At 44.2% G+C, this 17,681-nt stretch carries 18 protein-coding genes; 16 read left to right on the top strand and 2 right to left on the bottom strand.

The window, feature by feature from the left end; genetic code table 11:
- The first annotated feature begins 42 nt into the window (after window positions 1–42).
- Both AC1DOV_RS02505 and AC1DOV_RS02510 read left to right on the top strand, forming a co-directional pair.
- On the top strand, window positions 43–1,989 hold the full coding sequence (locus AC1DOV_RS02505; protein WP_477549086.1) for a sensor histidine kinase: 1,947 nt from the start codon (window positions 43–45) through the stop codon (window positions 1,987–1,989).
- Window positions 1,964–3,562: a response regulator transcription factor gene (locus tag AC1DOV_RS02510; RefSeq protein WP_441878706.1), complete on the top strand. Its 1,599-nt coding sequence runs from the start codon at window positions 1,964–1,966 to the stop codon at window positions 3,560–3,562. Before AC1DOV_RS02505 ends, AC1DOV_RS02510 begins: the two co-directional genes overlap by 26 nt.
- A 64-nt stretch (window positions 3,563–3,626) precedes the next feature.
- Here AC1DOV_RS02510 and AC1DOV_RS02515 read toward each other — a convergent pair whose 3' ends face one another.
- A complete protein-coding gene (locus AC1DOV_RS02515; RefSeq protein ID WP_441878704.1) occupies window positions 3,627–4,712 on the bottom strand; it encodes a DUF3626 domain-containing protein in 1,086 nt (361 codons plus the stop codon).
- A 211-nt stretch (window positions 4,713–4,923) separates the two neighbouring features.
- On the opposite strand from AC1DOV_RS02515, the gene AC1DOV_RS02520 reads away from it, so the two are divergent.
- The 3 genes from AC1DOV_RS02520 (at window position 4,924) to AC1DOV_RS02530 (ending at window position 6,672) form a co-directional block, all read left to right on the top strand.
- Window positions 4,924–5,757, top strand: a complete 834-nt coding sequence (locus tag AC1DOV_RS02520) for a helix-turn-helix domain-containing protein (protein ID WP_441878702.1) — start codon at window positions 4,924–4,926, stop codon at window positions 5,755–5,757.
- A 93-nt stretch (window positions 5,758–5,850) separates the two neighbouring features.
- Window positions 5,851–6,213 (top strand): VOC family protein, encoded by a 363-nt coding sequence (locus tag AC1DOV_RS02525; RefSeq protein WP_339206696.1) that lies wholly within the window; start codon window positions 5,851–5,853, stop codon window positions 6,211–6,213.
- Window positions 6,214–6,240: 27 nt separating this feature from the next.
- Window positions 6,241–6,672, top strand: coding sequence for a DUF6526 family protein (locus AC1DOV_RS02530; protein ID WP_441878700.1), 432 nt, complete (start codon window positions 6,241–6,243; stop codon window positions 6,670–6,672).
- Between the two features lie 62 nt (window positions 6,673–6,734).
- Here the strand turns inward: AC1DOV_RS02530 and AC1DOV_RS02535 are convergent, their stop codons facing one another.
- Entirely contained in the window at window positions 6,735–7,406 is a 672-nt protein-coding gene (locus tag AC1DOV_RS02535) for a DUF2306 domain-containing protein (RefSeq protein WP_477549087.1), read from the bottom strand.
- 350 nt (window positions 7,407–7,756) lie between these two features.
- On the opposite strand from AC1DOV_RS02535, the gene AC1DOV_RS02540 reads away from it, so the two are divergent.
- The 11 genes from AC1DOV_RS02540 to AC1DOV_RS02590 all read left to right on the top strand — a co-directional run bounded on the left by AC1DOV_RS02540 (window position 7,757) and on the right by AC1DOV_RS02590 (window position 17,590).
- Window positions 7,757–8,077, top strand: coding sequence for a thioredoxin family protein (locus tag AC1DOV_RS02540; RefSeq protein ID WP_441878696.1), 321 nt, complete (start codon window positions 7,757–7,759; stop codon window positions 8,075–8,077).
- A 127-nt stretch (window positions 8,078–8,204) separates the two neighbouring features.
- A complete protein-coding gene (locus tag AC1DOV_RS02545) occupies window positions 8,205–9,635 on the top strand; it encodes an MFS transporter (protein ID WP_477549088.1) in 1,431 nt (476 codons plus the stop codon).
- A gap of 116 nt (window positions 9,636–9,751) precedes the next feature.
- Window positions 9,752–10,081 (top strand): metal-sensitive transcriptional regulator, encoded by a 330-nt coding sequence (locus AC1DOV_RS02550; RefSeq protein ID WP_076268759.1) that lies wholly within the window; start codon window positions 9,752–9,754, stop codon window positions 10,079–10,081.
- Between the two features lie 188 nt (window positions 10,082–10,269).
- The gene (locus AC1DOV_RS02555; protein ID WP_477549089.1) at window positions 10,270–10,407 is read left to right on the top strand and encodes a hypothetical protein; all 138 of its coding nucleotides are present in this window, start codon (window positions 10,270–10,272) and stop codon (window positions 10,405–10,407) included.
- 101 nt (window positions 10,408–10,508) lie between these two features.
- On the top strand, window positions 10,509–10,712 hold the full coding sequence (locus tag AC1DOV_RS02560; RefSeq protein ID WP_441878690.1) for a cation transporter: 204 nt from the start codon (window positions 10,509–10,511) through the stop codon (window positions 10,710–10,712).
- A gap of 50 nt (window positions 10,713–10,762) precedes the next feature.
- Window positions 10,763–13,192, top strand: a complete 2,430-nt coding sequence (locus tag AC1DOV_RS02565) for a heavy metal translocating P-type ATPase (protein ID WP_477549090.1) — start codon at window positions 10,763–10,765, stop codon at window positions 13,190–13,192.
- 25 nt (window positions 13,193–13,217) lie between these two features.
- A complete protein-coding gene (locus AC1DOV_RS02570; protein WP_477510836.1) occupies window positions 13,218–14,096 on the top strand; it encodes a hypothetical protein in 879 nt (292 codons plus the stop codon).
- A gap of 147 nt (window positions 14,097–14,243) precedes the next feature.
- On the top strand, window positions 14,244–14,942 hold the full coding sequence (locus tag AC1DOV_RS02575; RefSeq protein ID WP_441878684.1) for a response regulator transcription factor: 699 nt from the start codon (window positions 14,244–14,246) through the stop codon (window positions 14,940–14,942).
- 1 nt (window position 14,943) lies between these two features.
- Window positions 14,944–15,879, top strand: a complete 936-nt coding sequence (locus AC1DOV_RS02580) for a sensor histidine kinase (RefSeq protein WP_477549091.1) — start codon at window positions 14,944–14,946, stop codon at window positions 15,877–15,879.
- 95 nt (window positions 15,880–15,974) lie between these two features.
- Window positions 15,975–16,901, top strand: a complete 927-nt coding sequence (locus tag AC1DOV_RS02585) for an ATP-binding cassette domain-containing protein (RefSeq protein WP_441878680.1) — start codon at window positions 15,975–15,977, stop codon at window positions 16,899–16,901.
- On the top strand, window positions 16,898–17,590 hold the full coding sequence (locus AC1DOV_RS02590) for an ABC transporter permease (protein WP_441878678.1): 693 nt from the start codon (window positions 16,898–16,900) through the stop codon (window positions 17,588–17,590). The genes AC1DOV_RS02585 and AC1DOV_RS02590 overlap by 4 nt, the downstream gene beginning before the upstream one ends.
- Window positions 17,591–17,681 lie beyond the last annotated feature (91 nt).

Below are 17,681 nucleotides of genomic sequence, written 5' to 3' on the forward strand. Positions count from 1 at the left end.
ATATAAGAATAGCTGTTTTTGCTTGATGGGGAAGTTAATCGAGTGAATGAAATACAGAGCGGAAGTGAGAGCATTATGGGCAGAAAATTTCGGTTACATCTTCAGTCTGCTACGAATTGGCTAGGACATCGATCGATGCAAAGCCGCCTTGTGGCGGCTTATATCGTCATATTATTAATCCCTAGCATCGGCGTATCGAACTATCTCTTTAATCAGATTAGGGATAGTTATATTAACGATACCTTTAAGCAAAGCCAATACTTGCTTGAAATGGAGAAAGTGAATGTTCTAAATCAGATTGAAGCTATGGAACGGGCTGCCCAGCTCACGCTATCGAAATCTGAAATTTTGGATTATATTTCAAAGGATGAAGAGCTTCCTATTGAAGAGCTCCTCGACTTATATCGCGGCGCCCTTACCGACATGATCAACATTCAAATCAATAATCCAAATATTGTCCATCTTCGATTGTTTGCAAACAATGATCATATGTCCGAAGTTTGGCCGATTATTTTCCATGAACGCCGGATTCAAAAAGAGCCGTGGTACGCCAAGCTGGATCAATTGGATGGCAAGGAGATGTGGATATTCAAAGAGCAGGATCTCGACATTTTGCATCGTTACGTGACGGATGTTAACGAGCAAATGCCGAAGGTTTCACTCCTGCGCGTCATGAATTCCGGAAGCAAGCGTATTGGGATTATCCAAGTCGAAATGCTGCTGAAGCAGTTCTCGCCTAAAGCGTTTGCCAATATTAAGGATGACGGGTCACAGATGATGCTTGCTGATGGCAACGGAACTATTTTTATGGATGACAATCAACCGTTTGTCGGCAGTGATCCAGAGCTTCATCAAGCCATTTTGCAAGAGTTCCGGGAAATGAATGAGCAAGGGGCTAAGGAAAAGCGATTTTCTGTAAATAAGCATCCTTATTTGCTGGTCTCCACGCCTGTGGAACAAGTCAGCGCGCATATTCTTAATGTGGTGTCGTTAAAAAATGTTGATGAACGCGTATCCAGAGCCGAGAGACAAATCATCGCTGCTAATATTATTTTGATCGGTCTATTGTCCTTCATAACGTATTTAATGAACTCCTTTATTCTCAAAAATCTGAGTCGTCTCACAGAGGCAATGAAGAAAGTAAGAAGAGGAGAAATGCCAACGGGGCTTCCTTTGGGCGGAGGCGGAGAAATAGGCGAGCTAGCGCATCATTTTAACAAATTAATTCATACAATTAATGAGCTAATTGCCCAGGGAGTTAAGAAGCAGGCGCTAACGAAAGAGGCGGAGCTGCGCACCCTGCACAGTCAGATCGACTCGCATTTTTTGTACAATACGCTCGAGAATATTAAGATGCTCGCAGAGATGGAAAACCAGCGGACGATATCCGATTCGCTTACCTCGCTTGGCGGGATGATGCGTTATAATTTCAAGTGGTCTGGCGAGTATGTAAGCTTACAGGATGAGCTTCGCCATATTCAGAATTATATTGCCGTCATGAATATTCGGTTCGACGAACCGATTCAGCTGGAACTAAATATACCACCGAAGCTGCTAGAGATTGAAGTGCTTAAGATGTCCCTGCAGCCAATCGTAGAAAATGCTGTAAAACATGCGTGGACGGGTGTGGAAGAGAGTACGAGCAAAATATTAATTGATGTTATTGAGGATGAGGATGCAGGCATTATCATCAGGCTGAGAGATAACGGCATGGGTATTAAAGCGGCCCGCTTGGAGCGGTTAAATGAAATGATTCACACCGATAATAGTAACGGGATTTCTTCAGAGAAAGAAGCGGGAAAAGGAAAACAAGCGTTTGGAATCGGCCTGCGCAATGTTCATCAGCGTATTCGGCTTTATTATGGCAAGTCATATGGATTACAGGTATATAGCAGAGAAGGGCAATTCACCGAAGTAGTCATTACCCTTCCTAAGGTACTGTTGATGGGAGGAAGTTCCGGATATGAGAACAATGCTGATCGTAGATGACGAGAAAAATATCCGATTAGGGCTCAAGACGATGATAGAGAGAGAATTTCCCGAATTGTATCACATTCGAATGGCGATTCATGGAGAAGATGCGTTAACACAATATCGCAATGAACGAGCAGATATCGTAATTACAGATATTCGCATGCCTGTGATGGATGGAATTGAACTCATTAAACAGCTAACTCAGGAGTCGGAGCCGGAGCAGAAACCGATCTTCATTATTTTAAGCGGCTATGACGATTTCTCCTATGCAAAGGCTGCAATAGAATACCAGGTTAAAGATTATTTGCTTAAGCCGATTCGGCGGGACGAGCTGTTTGAATCACTCACAAAGAGCGAAAACACGCTGCAAGCGCAAGCTGAATTAGCTGAGCGGGTAGCGGTAAGCGATACGTACCGTGAACAGCTGCGGATAAACAGGCTGAAGGAATGGTTCAGGCAGGATGACCCTGCTTACGATTTTGCAAATGATCTGGAAGCTAAAATCGGATTTGAGCAGTTTACTAGACCGTTTACTGTTGCCGTCCTGAAATATAAATCGGAGAGCGGCGACTCCATGAACAAAGAAGAGTTCAAGCTGCTAGTGGAGAAAATGATGCAGCCGATTAAAGGCGTACTGGAGGTCTCGTTTCTAGATAGTGAAGGCAAGCTCGTTCTGATCGGCAGCCCAGCATTGCAGTTCGAAGAATTGTTTAGGCAGGCTGGCGGGAAGGAACTGGATGGACTGCGGATGGGGATAAGCGCCGAGGGGAATGAAATCGAAGATCTGTTTCATTGTTATAAGCAAGCTTCTGAGGCGCTGCAATATTCATTCATTTATTCGAATTGCCGTCTGCTGCATCATGAAGACATTCGAGCTAAGCGGCAGTATTATCCGGTGCCAGAAGAAGAAATTCGCAAGCTTGGCAACATGCTCGGAACCGATCGAGAACGGGAGGTTCAGGAGCTGCTGAAGCAAATTTTCCATACCGAGGATATACCAAATGTAGATATTGGCTACTTAAAGCTGGTAGGCAAAATGATCAATGAGCAGGTTCTGGACGAAGTATTTCGTATTTACGGTGAAGAGTCGATCGAGGTATTGAAGCTGTATCGTAAAGTGGGCAGTATGGATAATTTCCGCAGCTTTCACGACTATTATCGGAGCTTGGAGCTGCTGCTCTCAAGCGTGAACGACTATGTCAGAGGCATACGCTCAGCGTATAGCGAGCATTCAGAGATTAAAGCAGCGGTTAATTATATGGAGGATAACTATTATCGTCCGCTTAATATGGCTGTCGTGAGCAATTATGTTGGCCTTAATTACTCCTATTTCAGTGAAGCGTTCAAGGTTCATACGGGCGAGAATTTTGTATTGTTTCTAAAAAAAATTCGTATTCGCAAAAGCAAAGAACTGCTGCTCGAAGGCAATCAGAAGATGCAGGAAATCGGCAGCGTCGTTGGCTTTGAGAACAGCAAGCAGTTTTCTCGTGTGTTTAAGGAGCTTGAGGGAATATCGCCGCAGGAATATCGAATCAAGGTGAGATCAGATGCTGATCAGAGCAAAGAATCGGTAGAACATAGGGTTTAGAGGGGAGGAGCTACGGGCTCCTCTTTTTTAATTTTCCTTTGTTAACCTCCGATTACGCTAACTTTCACTTTTCCATTGGCTTTCCATATCTCACTAAAACATGCCAGAGTAATTTTAATTCTTGCAGAACTTCTTTGTAGGTTCCTCTATCGCTCCAATGACTTGGATTTCGTTTCAAGTCCATAGCTGCTGCGCCAATCATATTAACATCAATAAAATCACTTTGCGCAATTCTTTTGGCTAGTGAAGGCATCGAAGGACCTCTGAAATTGATAGGCACCTCATCAACTAAAAGGGTAAAGCCCCTATGCCAGTAAAGATCAATTGCATACTTTAAACATAGCTGTTCTAAGATTTGTCCTGTATGGGTGCCCTTAAATGATGGATCGGCAACAAGCGTCTTTACGTCTTCTTTAAGAGAAATGTCACCATGAACCTGAGCTTCGATATAGTGGTCAAGATTTCGATTTGGCTCTTTGTTTGATGGATTTTGGAATGGTTTCTCAAGATTGACGAGCATATGGTCGATTAACTTTCGAACCGTCAGATTGCTTTCACCAATGGCAAAATTATTATAGAACGCATCCCTCATGAGAGCAGCCAAAATAAGGTCAAATTCCTTATACGTCCCCTTTTCCTTAGGGTCTTGGTGAGAATCCAAATAAGTATAAGTGCAACGATGAGAGACCTCAGCGGATAAAAGAAAATAACATGATCCAAACCGTGGAGCAGGTCCATCGGGATGTAACATGACATTGAGTGCCCCATACTTCGGCCGTTCGCTATTGGTTGAGCCATTTATTTGGTACGCTCCGCCAAACATTTTATTTTCCCAAACGTCTCGTTCACCACCTGGAAATGCTGATACACTTCCATTCGATAGGAAAGTCTCGAACTGGCTTTTATAAATCCCCTGCTCAAGCAGTGCTTCAGCAACGCTTTTCATGTTCGGATCTAATCGATCGGGATGAAAGTGCAGCGCAATACTTGCATGAGATTTTAGTTTAGTGATAGCATCTTCAAATGTCTTCAGCTCGATGCTGGACATTTGAAGGATTTCCCTCATTGTTTGCTCCACCTCATTTTTGCGGCTTCTTGCGTAATTTGTTATATACTCTTGAGCTAATTGCTGAGACCTCGATAATTCCATAGGCAGAAGAGTCCCTTCCCTTTTTTATAGAATCATAATACAGGATGGACAGTAAGGGAAATGCAGATAGCGTTATTAAAAATACTTTATTTTTTTCTGACAATAGAAAGTTATCATGTATAATGATTTACATATGTTGTAAGTATTCAACGTCACCATGTTTAATGATTCTAATAGGTAGACTACATGGCAGAGGTGGGGTAGTAATGGTGTGAGTCACTCCGTTCAAGAAGTTTACGAAAAAAAGACGGCAGGCTTGAAGCAAACGACGGAATCTGATCATGAAGTCGCTGTAAAAGCAGCAATTGTTCAGATGGTAGAACGTATGGAAGATTCGACTCTTTCGACGGGAATGCTGGCAAAGCTTATTTCGTACAGTCCTTTTCATTTTGATCGTATCTTTCGCTCCACCACAGGCATTCCGCCTCGGCTGTATTTATCTGCTCTTCGCTTTCAATGGAGTAAAAAGCTGCTATTGAAATCTACTTTATCAGTTACAGAGGTAGGTCAAACGGTGGGATACAGCAGTTTTAGCACCTTTTCTTCCAAATTCTCAAGTTTTATCGGGCTTTCGCCGCAGCAGTTTAGACATTTTATAGAGAGCAGGTTGCTTGGGCTCAATGAACTTCGATCCATTCGTTTGCCAGAGGGCATTAAGGCGCTTTCAGCCATAGAGGGGAATGTTAAGGCGTCAGAATCGCTTCATGGCGTGATTTGTATTGGCTTGTTTCCTAGGCCAATTCCTATGGGCAAGCCTATGGGATGCACCATGGTTTTTGAGTCAGGAGCATACGTGATACCGAATGTTCCCGATGGAACGTACTATATCATGTCTATCGCATTTTCATGGGATGCTTCTCTCGATGAGTATCTGCATCCGCAGCACTCTTGGCGTGGCAAGGCAAATGGGAAAATCACTGTAACAGATGGCGTTGCTAAAGGCGAATCCAATGTTACCCTTCGACCTCCAAAGTTTTATGATCCGCCTATATTGATTTCCTTTCCCGTTCTCGTTCAAGCTTATCTTAATAGGCTGGAGGGATAAAAGAGAGCAAACTAGAAGAAGCAAAATTCACGGTTTATGGCTATTCTTTTTGTAGAGTCTTATCAGACTACTGCAAAAAGAGGAGTGAACGTCATGTCACGCGTTATTCATTTTGAAATAGAGACTAGAAATCCAGAGAAAAAAATGTCATTTTACGAAGAGGTTTTTGGTTGGAAGTTCCAAGAGATGATGGAGGGGTACTGGATAATCATTACGGGCGAAGATGGTGAGGAAGGAATAGACGGTGGACTAATGCGCAGCTCTACAGAAGAGGCACTGCGAACCGTTAATTCAATTACCGTGGCGGATCTGGATGAATATTTGGGCAAGGTCGAGCGGGCAGGCGGCAAAGTTACCTCCGCCAAGATGGAAATCCCTGAAATTGGCGATTTTGCTTATTGTGAAGACTCTGAAGGTCTTGCTTTTGGTGTGATTCAGTTTTTCAAGAAAGAATGAACTAGACATTACATTGGGGGAATCGTTGTGAGCAATGTGAAAACGCAAAGCTATGAGAACCATGGGCAATATGCACCTTTGTATCATTTTATACTGGCGCCCATTGCGCTTATCTTATTTATCGCGTCGATTGTTCATATATTTAAAGAGCAATTCAGCTTCTCTTCGCTATTAATTTTTGGTCTTTCTGTATGTGTAGTTCTATTAGGGGCGGTTGTCCGTCAGTTCGCAACGAAGCTGCAGGATCGCAGCATTGTTCACGAGGAGAATTTTCGGCATTTCAGGCTTACAGGCAAACCATTGGATACAAGACTTAGCGTGCAGCAAATCATTGCTCTGCGTTTTGCGGAGGATGATGCTTTTCCTGCATTATGCGTGAAGGCTGTTGAAGCGGGAATGAATTCCGGGACGATCAAGAAATCGATTACGAAGTGGAGAGCGGATTATAACCGCGTTTAAAAGCAGGATGATAAAAAGGAAAGAGCAAGGATGGGTTGCAGCCGTCCTTGCTCTTTTTCTGTTTATATCTTTGGATATATACCGTTCTCATGCGTCATGCCAATACGCTTTTTTCTACTCATTAGCATTTCAATAAACAGTAGATTTGGTACCCAGCAAATCCAAGCAATAACGAAGAACGATTCATTCGTATCCGTTATTTTCCATATACCGGCTGCGAGTGCAGTATACAAGCGGAGTGTAATTGCAGCGCAGGTAAGAGCATAGTTTCTTGCCATCCAGCGTCCATGCTCAGCCTTATTCCGGTGGACGATAATGCTTTTTAACGCGCGATAAAGGGAATACAGCCATAAAATAGATAAGGTGCCGAAGCCAACCTTTGCGATCAGCCCGCCGTTTGCGTAAAAAGCGAGATACAGGCCAGTGATGCCGCCAATTCCAATCATTGCAGCATAAATATAGCCGATCGTGCGGTGTGCTTTTGGCGAGCGATGCCGAAACCGCCTGATGAATTGAAACCAGCCGATTGCAATCGCTATTCCAGCAGAAACGGCATGGCCCCATAAAACGCTGTACCATAGGTCAGGCATGCTTCCTTTTTCTGTGACAAAGCCCTGCTCCTTAATGCCGTCAAGTGATCCGTACAAAAGCAAGGCGTAGGCCCCAACCGCTAACGCCAAAAAAGCCAATATTCCAAGTGACCACGAACGACCGGCACTTCCTCGTACACGCATCAGTTTACCTCCGAATTTCATCGTTATTTACTGTTAATGAAAATGTATCATTTAAGCTTATTCCGCCTCAAGCGGCTGGCGACGGAGCTACGACTACGTCTTAAGTCTAATAGGTCGATCCGCAGATAAAGACCCAATTGCCTCAATTCCGACGGAGATCATGTTAACTTATAAATAGATTTTTAGATTTTTATCTTAAATTTTAATTTGGCGGTATTTGAGTTATTATAGTGTTTGTCTGATTTTATGAAGTTAAAGTATATTAAGATTCTCCATCAACAAAAACTGTGTGTTGCGTGTGGTGGTTATGTACCTATAAGGGTGAATTAGACAAGAGGAGGAATATAGCAATGACTATCTTAAATTTAACGGACAACACCTACGATAAGTTGGTTTCTGAACAGGATGCCGTCTTGGTGGAATTTTGGGCGGAATGGTGTACGCTCTGTAAACAAATGAAGCCGATTCTAGAGGAAATCGACCTAGCTTATGCAGGAAAAGTAACGGTGGCCATGGTGGATGCAGCGACGGAAACGAAAGTGACAGAGCAAATGGGAGTCATGAGTTTACCAGCTTTGTTTATTTACAAAAAGGGTGAGCTAGTCGGGAAAGTAACAGGATTTGTACCGAAAGAAACGTTAACGGGCGCTATCAATCAACTCATCCCATAGTGGATTTAAATCAAATCAAGTTACTGCTGATCTAAAGTCAGCAGTTTTTTTATGGAAATAGTTGTTGACAATATAGGGTAGGGGGGTATACTATACGAATGTAAATCAAATCAAGGAGGAATACGATATGTCAGGAAATTCAAATGCTATGGCTAATGTGAATCCGCTAAGATGGAAGGCATTGTTCTTGCTATGCTTGGCTCAGTTCATCGTTATCATGGATACATCTATCATCGGGGTTGCTCTTCCAGCTGTTAAAGAAGCACTTGGTTACTCGCAAAACAACCTGCAATGGGTATTTAATGCGTATGTCATTTTCTTTGGGGGATTATTGCTGCTAGGAGGCCGACTTTCCGATCTATTCGGTCAACGCAAGATGTTTATGCTTGGGTTTATAATCTTGTCACTTGCTTCGCTGTTAGCCGGATTAGCTTGGTCCCAGGAGTCGATGAATATTGGCCGCGCCATTCAGGGATTTGGATCTGCGCTAATCGCTCCAGCTGCATTGACCATCATCATGCAACTTTTTGTCGCTAACCCTAAGGAGTTAAACAAAGCTTTCGGCTTCTGGGGAGCATCCGCAGCAGCAGGCGGAACCGCCGGGGTTTTCCTTGGAGGAGTCATCACGGAATGGCTCAGTTGGAATTGGACATTCCTGATCAACATCCCCGTTGGCTTGTTCGCTATTTTGTACAGTCTGTATGTCCTTCCAAAAGGAACAAAAAGCAAAGGCAGCATCGATATCTTAGGATCACTGACGGTCACAGCTGCGTTGGTGCTGGCGGTATATGCGATCGTCACTTCGGAGCATAACGGATGGGGGGCGCAAACATTTGGTCTATTGGCCATTGCTGCTGTACTGTTCATTCTGTTTCTGATCGTGCAAGCGAAGAAAAAAGACCCGCTCGTACCTCTACGGATATTTAGAGCTCCAAATCTACTTGCGAGCAATATCATTTTGGCAACTCTTTCAGGTGCTTGGATTCCGCTTTGGTTTTTCTTAAATCTGTATCTTCAACAGGTTTTGAACTATTCGGCATTCATGGGCGGGGTTGCTCTGGTGCCGATGACGATCCTCATCATGATCTTGATGGTCGCAGTCATGGGAAGGCTTGTCGGCAAGTTCGGCATCAAAGGAAATCTCGTCATTGGCATGCTTATATTAGCAGGATCACTGTTGCTGTTCGCTGGGAATACGCCAGAGGATGGAAACTTCGTTACCAACGTACTATGGGCTTCTCTACTCGGGGCACTTGGCATGTCAATGGCTTATATCCCGGCAACGATTTCCTCCTTGTCAGGGGCAAGGCCGGAAGAGTCCGGTTTGGCGTCGGGCTTATCCAATATGAGCTATCAGATTGGTTCAGCCATTGGATTAGCTGTCATGGTTGCTGTATCTTCTTCCTGGACAAAAGGGGAGCTGGATAAAGGGATCGATCAAATCGCAGCATTAAATACGGGTTTTCACTCCGCATTCGTTGGAGCAGCTATCATTGCTATCGTGGGTGCACTTATCGCGTTGATTTTTATTCGTAAAGGGAAAACGTCAGAGAATTGAATATGAGATAGCATAATAATCAGTCGTGTTATTCACGGCTGATTTGCTGCTTTATCAGAACTTTGCAACGGATAGGGTTAGGGGGTATAATAGGGCATAAGGGGAGGGGATAAGCCATGGAAAATGAATTAACGGTTGCATCCGCTGGACATGAAAATCATCACCACCATCAACATAGCCATCACTCCGAGAAGACCAAGATAAACCTGACCAGTCGCCTGAACCGAATTGAAGGGCAAATTCGAGGGATCAAAGGGTTAATCGAAAAAGATACGTACTGCGATGACGTACTCAATCAGATCGCGTCGGTTCAATCGGCTCTAAACGGCGTCGGAAAATTACTTCTCGAGAACCATATGAAAAGCTGTGTCGTTGAAAAAATTCAATCGGGTGAACATGGAGTCATTGATGAGTTGTTGACGACAATAAATAAACTAATGAAATGATAATCGGAGCAAATGTGCTTGTGTACATTTGCTTTTAAATTTTATTCATCAACTTCGCTTGACAAATATAGGGTACGGGGGTATTCTATACTTATCGTTACCATTAATTACAAAGGTTGTGTTGGAGCTTGACTCTTCGTATATTAGCCTTAGCATCTCCACTCTCATAAGGTGCGGAAGAAGTGGGTTTGCCATTCGAACTTTGGCTGGATGAAGCGTTCACCGGCTTGGAAGTGTCGATTCTAATAAAATCGGATATGCAGGCTGCACCCTTGGAGCAAGTGACCCGTTTGCGAAAGGAAAGTGTGACTAAGCTTGTCGGTTGAATCAACTTCAAGGAAGTCATCAATAATTTATTATTTTGTCGTTAATATACTATAGGGGAGTATTGTATATTAACAAAACAAGTGAGACGGAGGAATTAATAATGAAAAACGTTATGTTAAATGTAGAAGGAATGACTTGTGGCAGTTGTGTTCGTAGGATTGAAGGTGCAGTCGAAACTCTCGGTGCCAAAGCGACTGTTGATCGAGCCGCAGGCCTGGTTGAATTGGTGTATGACGACAGTGAAGTCTCATTGGATGCCATTGTCGAAACGATTGAGAAACAGGGTTACGATGTCGTGAAATAAAAAAGTCACATAGTTAAGATGGTAATACGACAGAAGAATAGGTGATGATCATGAGCAGTTCTAATCAAGCAGTATCTAATCAACAAGCCACACTACAGATCACTGGCATGACTTGCGCAGCATGTGCGAGCCGTATAGAGAAAGGCCTGAATAAGCTGGAAGGCGTTGCACATGCAAACGTGAACTTCGCCATGGAGCAAGCATCCGTCAACTTTGACCCTACTCAAGTGAACATGTCCCAATTGGAGCAGAAAATTCAAGCCCTGGGATACGGTACGGTGAAGGAGTCCATTGACTTCGATATTGTAGGCATGACCTGCGCAGCATGCGCCACGCGCATCGAGAAGGGCCTTAACAAAATGAGCGGCGTAAAAGCGACGGTAAACTTAGCTTTGGAGACGGCGCATGTGGAATTTATTCCATCCATGACAAGTGCTGCAGATATGATCAAGAAAGTTGAACAGATCGGCTATAAAGCTAAACCAAAGAGCGAGCAGACGAATGAAAGCGATCATAAGAAAAAAGAAGTCCGCAGCCTGCAGATCCGGTTGATTGTATCAGCTATTCTCTCTTTGCCGCTTCTCTGGGCAATGGTTGGGCATTTCTCCTTTACGTCATGGATATGGGTGCCTGAGATTTTCATGAATCCATGGTTCCAATTGATATTGGCTACCCCGGTACAATTCATTATTGGCAGCCGTTTCTATGTCGGAGCCTATAAGGCGCTGCGCAATGGCAGTGCGAATATGGATGTATTGGTAGCGCTCGGCACATCTGCCGCCTACTTCTATAGTGTTTACTTAACCATCGAATCAATAAATGCATCCGCACATCATCAGGTTGAGATGTATTATGAGACGAGTGCCGTGCTGATTACGTTAATCTTGCTGGGTAAATTATTTGAAACGCTGGCGAAAGGCCGATCTTCCGAAGCGATTAAAGCATTGATGGGTTTACAAGCCAAGTCGGCTATCGTCATACGGGATGGTCAGGAAGTTAGTATTCCAATAGAAGAGGTAGTAACTGGAGATGTATTCCTAGTTAAACCCGGCGAGAAAGTGCCAGTCGATGGTGTAGTGCTTGAAGGGTTATCGGCAGTTGATGAATCGATGTTAACCGGTGAAAGTATCCCGGTAGATAAGCAGACAGGAGATCAAGTCATTGGAGCAACGCTGAACAAAAATGGCGTGCTTAAAGTTAGAGCGACTAAAGTCGGAAAAGAAACGGCGCTTTCCCAAATCATCAAAGTCGTAGAGGAAGCGCAAGGCTCGAAAGCGCCGATTCAAAGGGTGGCTGACGTGATCTCTGGAATATTCGTCCCGATCGTTGTAGGGATCGCGATCGTCACTTTCTTGATCTGGTACTTCGCTGTTGATGCAGGCAATTTCGCAGAGGCGTTGGAGAAGGCAATTGCCGTTCTGGTTATAGCATGCCCGTGTGCGCTAGGTCTTGCTACGCCAACATCGATCATGGCTGGTTCGGGTCGATCCGCTGAACTCGGTATTTTGTTCAAAGGCGGCGAGCATTTAGAATCCACGCATCGCATTAACACCATTATATTGGATAAAACGGGAACGGTAACGAAAGGCAAGCCGGAATTGACGGATGTACGGATTGAGCAAGGCTATAATCGGGAACAGCTCTTGTCCTGGATTGCTGCAGCGGAGAAGAATTCGGAGCATCCGCTTGCGGAAGCGATCGTGGCTGGCATTCAAGAGCAAGGTATTTCTCTCCCATCGACCGAATCCTTTCAAGCGATACCTGGGTTTGGCATTGAAGCTACAGTTCAAGGGAACGAATTGCTAATAGGAACCCGAAAGTTATTGGCGAAAGCTAACGTGAACGCGGAGTCCGCTTTTGAGGAAATGAGCCGACTGGAGTCGGTTGGAAAAACAGCGATGCTGGTTGCGGTTAACGGGAAGTACGCTGGTATGGTAGCCGTAGCGGACACGATTAAAGAAACTTCGAAGCAGGCAGTTGCCAGATTAAAGCAGCTTGGTTTGGAAGTCGTGATGATGACAGGCGACAATGAACGTACGGCGAAAGCCATTGCGAGCCAAGTTGGAATCGACCATGTGCTGGCGGAAGTGCTGCCGGGTGGCAAAGCCAACGAGGTCAAGCGATTGCAAGAAAGCGGTAAGAAGGTCGCAATGGTTGGAGATGGAATTAACGATGCGCCGGCATTGGCAATTGCGGATATCGGGATGGCTATCGGAACGGGAACCGATGTGGCCATGGAGGCTGCGGATGTTACTTTAATGCGCGGTGACTTGAACAGTATTCCGGACGCGATCTCGATGAGTAAGAAAACGATGGTAAACATTAAGCAAAACTTGTTCTGGGCGCTTGCTTATAATGTCATCGGCATCCCGATTGCAGCGCTTGGATTCCTTGCACCATGGCTCGCCGGAGCAGCTATGGCTTTAAGCTCCGTCTCCGTTGTACTGAATGCGCTGCGTCTACAAAGGGCAAAAGTTTAAAGTTATTCAGATCATGGAGGCTAAAATGAAACGAATTTATTTGATCGGATTGCTAGCTGTACTCGTTCTTGTTGCTGCTTGCGGAAAACAAAATAAACAAGAAACAGATAATCATGGTGCTCATGGCGGGAATTCTCAAGTGGCATCACCCGCTGCATCCAGTGCCGGAGAGCACGGAGCTCACGGAGAAGAACATTCTGGTGAGACGAAGAAGCTTGAGACGAATGCTGAATGGAAATGGTCTGAAGAAACGCCGAAATCTGGAGAGAACACCGTAATAACCGTACAAATTCAAGATACGGACGGAAAGGCCATCGAGGCATTTGATATTAATCACGAGAAGAAGCTTCATCTCATCGCAGTCAGCAAAGATTTATCTTACTTTGACCACATCCATCCGGAGTACAAAGGGAATGGGCAATTCGAAATCACGACATCGTTCCCTTCCGGTGGAGATTACAAGTTATTCGCCGACTATATTCCTACCGGCGGATCAGCCACAACGAAGTCCGAATGGATCAAGGTAGAAGGGCTAGCCGCTGAACAAGTTCCGATTAAACCATCGGATGAACATTTCGTGATTGTGGACGGGGTAGAAATCACACTCGAAAACAATCATCCGGAAGCCGGCAAAGAAATGGAGTTGAACTTCAAACTTTCGGATGCGAAGTCCAAAGATCCGATAACGGATTTAGAGCCTTACCTAGGCGCAGTTGGGCACGTTGTGATTCTAAGCGAAGATACAGAGCAGTATTTGCATGTACACCCGATGGAGGAAAAAGCGAAAGGCCCGGAGGCGAAATTCATGACGATTTTCCCGAGTGCTGGTGTATATAAGATTTGGGGGCAATTTCAACGAAACGGTAAAACGTTTATCAGCCCTTTTGTAGTTGAAGTGAAATAAACGAATCTTAAGTCCGCGTAAAATCGCGGGCTTTTTTTTAGTTATTGGACAATGTTCCTGTCATCTGACACAAATAGGCTATGGTATAGTAAGGAAATAGATTGAAAATATAAAATGACTTTACATAGATAGGATAGGTGGGACGGCTTGAAACAACGCATATTGCTCGTAGAAGACGATCGATCGATTAGCGAAATGGTAGAGGCTTATTTGACGTTGGAAGGCTTCCATATCGTACATGCGGCAGATGGTGAAGAAGCACTACGGTTATTTTCTCAGGAAACGTATGATTTAATATTGCTGGATGTCATGCTGCCTAAGCTGAATGGCATTGATTTTTTGAAGAAGATTAGGGAGCATAGTCTGCTTCCAGTCCTCATTTTATCTGCTAAGGATGGCGATGTGGACAAAGCTTTAGGATTAGGATTCGGAGCGGATGACTATCTGGCCAAACCGTTCTCTATGATCGAACTGCTCGCAAGAGTAAAAGCTGCGATTCGCAGAGCAACGCTATACTCAGGTGTTCGGAATCAGGAAGCCTCGAACGTACTTCGTGTTCATGAACTTACAATCGATACGGATAATATTGATGTAAGTAAACGGGGCAAGTCGATTAAGCTTACTTCAAAGGAATGGCAGATCATAAAGCTTCTAACGATGAACCCAACCAAAGTGTTTACGAAGGAGCAAATTTACAGATCGGTATGGAATGATGATTACTTTGGAGACGAGAACGTTATAAACGTTCATATCAGCCGTTTGAGAGAGAAGATCGAAGACGATCCATCATCGCCGCAATATATAAAGACGTTATGGGGCATTGGATATAAGCTGGGAGAATTTTAATATGGTTTATAGTTTAGTAGGTATCATTGTCATACTCGCCATTTTAAATGTCATTCAGTATCAAATGAAGCGCGCTAGAAGCTCCGACTTACGGTATATTGCAAACCAAATCAGCAGACAGCTAGAGCAGCAATCTTCGGAAACGCTGCTTCTCATGACAGATGATCGCGAATTGAAACTTCTGCTGGTCGAGTTAAACCGCCTCTTCACAGATAATCAAAATAAGCTGGCGCAGTTTACTAAAACGAATCATTCCATGAGGAAAATGCTTGCTAACTTCTCGCATGATCTAAAAACACCGCTAACCGTCGTGCTCGGCTATGCCGAGATGATACAAGGCAGCCGCGAGATGGCATCTGAAGAAAGAGAACGTCTTCTGCGGCTGATTCATGGAAAAACGCTGGAGATCATTAAGCTGATGAACGGTTTTTTCGATCTAGCTAGATTAGAAGCGGGTGACAACGACATCACGCTATCGCGAATACATATGAACGAGCTATGCAAAAAAAGCATTTTGTCCTTTTACGATTTGGTGCAGGCAAGCGGCTATGAAGCAGATATTCAAATTCCAGAAGAAGCGATCTATGCTTTAGGAAACGAGGAAGCGCTGGAGCGGGTGCTCAGCAATTTATTGTCCAATGCCATTCGTTACGGCAGCGATGGGAAGAGAATTGGGCTTGCTATGAGCGTTGACGATTCGTATGTTAGGATTGACGTTTCGGATTGCGGCAAAGGGATTAGCGCTCGAAATCAAGAGCTTGTTTTTGAAAGGATGTTTACGCTGGAGGAGTCTAGAAACAAGGCTTTCCAGGGAAGTGGATTGGGCTTAACGATTACGAAAAGACTCGTGGAGGAAATGAATGGCGAGATTACATTGCATAGCATCCCGTTTGAGAAAACGACGTTCACGGTTAAGCTCAAACACATGACCTATTAGCAACTTAAGATTTTTGTTAGAAATAAGCAACAAATAAGATAAGGGTGTTCGATAAACTGAGAACTAGTTACAACATGGAAAGAAGGAGAGAACGAGTGGATTATATTTTGAGAACGAGCGGCCTGACGAAAGCATTTGAGGGCAAAGAAGTCGTAAGCAATGTAAGCATGAGCGTGCGGAAGGGCGAAATATACGGCTTCCTTGGCCCAAATGGCGCAGGGAAAACGACCGTTATGAAAATGCTCACGAATTTGATTAAGCCGACTGCGGGGCAAATCGAATTGTTTAATGAGCCGCTTAGGCCTAACACGTATGATGTATTTAAAAGAATGGGAAGCATCATTGAAATGCCGGTTTTTTATGACAAGCTGACTGCCAAACAAAACCTGCAGCTGCATAACGAGTACATGGGCTGCCATGATGACAAGGTTATCGGAGAGGTGCTCGGCATGGTTGCCCTGCGTAACGTGGATGATAAAGCGGTCAAAAACTTCTCGCTCGGGATGAAGCAAAGACTGGCGATCGCTAGAGCGATTATGAACAGACCTGAATTGCTCATATTGGATGAGCCGATTAATGGGCTTGATCCTGCCGGCATTAAAGAAATTCGTAACCTGCTTCAAATGCTAAGTACAGATTATGGAGTTACTATTCTCATATCGAGCCATTTGCTCAGTGAAATAGAGCAAATGGCCAATACGATTGGCGTGATCAGCGGCGGCAGGCTCATTAAACAGGTGTCGATGGCAGATGTTAGGGGCCAGAACTCGGAATATATCGAGCTCATAACGCCGGATCGGACAAAGGCATGCGCTGTGCTAGCCAACGAGCTCCAGCTCACTAATTTTAAAATTATAAATGACAATATGATTCGTATCTTTGAATCGGGAGCGATGCAGACGACGATTTCAAAGTCGCTTGCACTAAATGATGTGAATATCGAGTCGCTGAACAAGAAGTACACTTCTTTGGAGCAGTATTTCCTCGATTTGATTCAAGGGGACGAGGTGAAGCATTCGTGATTAAACTTATGAAGCTGGAAATAGCGAAAATGGGATTAGGCTGGTATGTGAAGGCAGCGATCATAGCGAATGTCTTGATTGTTACGCTAATGTTCATGATCGGTTACTTTGAGGGTGTAGAAGTAAAAAATGAGATCGCAAATATTGGAGAGCTGTATATTATAGCTGGCGCTATGGTTAGATCGACGTTTATCGTCATGGCTGCCGTTCTAATTAGCAAGTTAATCATTGATGAGTATAAGAAAAAAACAATTCTAGTTATGTTTATGTACCCGGTTAGTCGCAAAAAGCTGTTTGCTTCCAAGCTGGCGATTGTAGCTATCCTTACTTTTGTTGCAATCGTCATCTCGCATATTTTCACATTGTCCATGCTTATTGGCATAAATCATTTTTTTCATATTATAGAGGAAGCGCCTGTACCGATGGATTATGCTGCGCAGCTAGCAAGCATCGTAAGTTTTGCTTTTGCAGCAGCAGGAGCAAGTTTAGTGCCGCTTTATTTCGGCATGCGCAAGCATTCGGTGCCTGCAACTATTCTCTCTTCACTCCTAATCGTCATGCTGACGAGTTCGAGCAATCCTGTCTTCTCACTGGCAACCATCATTTACATTCCGCTTGCTTTAGCAGTATTTGGCGTAGCGATCGCCTGGTCAACGGTTCGGCATATCGAGAATAGGGATGTTTTGTAACACCAAAATCTATTAATTATCATAGAATATTTGAGGGTGAATAAACTAGAATCGAGATTGGTGGTGGATGACGGCAATACGATTTTGGCAA

The organism is Paenibacillus sp. 01T47 (assembly GCF_056398245.1).

What these genes read in the sequence shown, in the direction of transcription:
- AC1DOV_RS02565 (WP_477549090.1), top strand. Translation starts at nt 10,763, where the DNA reads ATGAGCAGTTCTAATCAAGCAGTATCTAATCAACAAGCCACACTACAG.
- AC1DOV_RS02515 (WP_441878704.1), bottom strand. Translation starts at nt 4,712, where the DNA reads ATGGAATTATCGAGGTCTCAGCAATTAGCTCAAGAGTATATAACAAAT.
- AC1DOV_RS02535 (WP_477549087.1), bottom strand. Translation starts at nt 7,406, where the DNA reads ATGCGTGTACGAGGAAGTGCCGGTCGTTCGTGGTCACTTGGAATATTG.
- AC1DOV_RS02545 (WP_477549088.1), top strand. Translation starts at nt 8,205, where the DNA reads ATGTCAGGAAATTCAAATGCTATGGCTAATGTGAATCCGCTAAGATGG.
- AC1DOV_RS02570 (WP_477510836.1), top strand. Translation starts at nt 13,218, where the DNA reads ATGAAACGAATTTATTTGATCGGATTGCTAGCTGTACTCGTTCTTGTT.
- AC1DOV_RS02510 (WP_441878706.1), top strand. Translation starts at nt 1,964, where the DNA reads ATGAGAACAATGCTGATCGTAGATGACGAGAAAAATATCCGATTAGGG.
- AC1DOV_RS02525 (WP_339206696.1), top strand. Translation starts at nt 5,851, where the DNA reads ATGTCACGCGTTATTCATTTTGAAATAGAGACTAGAAATCCAGAGAAA.
- AC1DOV_RS02580 (WP_477549091.1), top strand. Translation starts at nt 14,944, where the DNA reads ATGGTTTATAGTTTAGTAGGTATCATTGTCATACTCGCCATTTTAAAT.
- AC1DOV_RS02550 (WP_076268759.1), top strand. Translation starts at nt 9,752, where the DNA reads ATGGAAAATGAATTAACGGTTGCATCCGCTGGACATGAAAATCATCAC.
- AC1DOV_RS02560 (WP_441878690.1), top strand. Translation starts at nt 10,509, where the DNA reads ATGAAAAACGTTATGTTAAATGTAGAAGGAATGACTTGTGGCAGTTGT.
- AC1DOV_RS02540 (WP_441878696.1), top strand. Translation starts at nt 7,757, where the DNA reads ATGACTATCTTAAATTTAACGGACAACACCTACGATAAGTTGGTTTCT.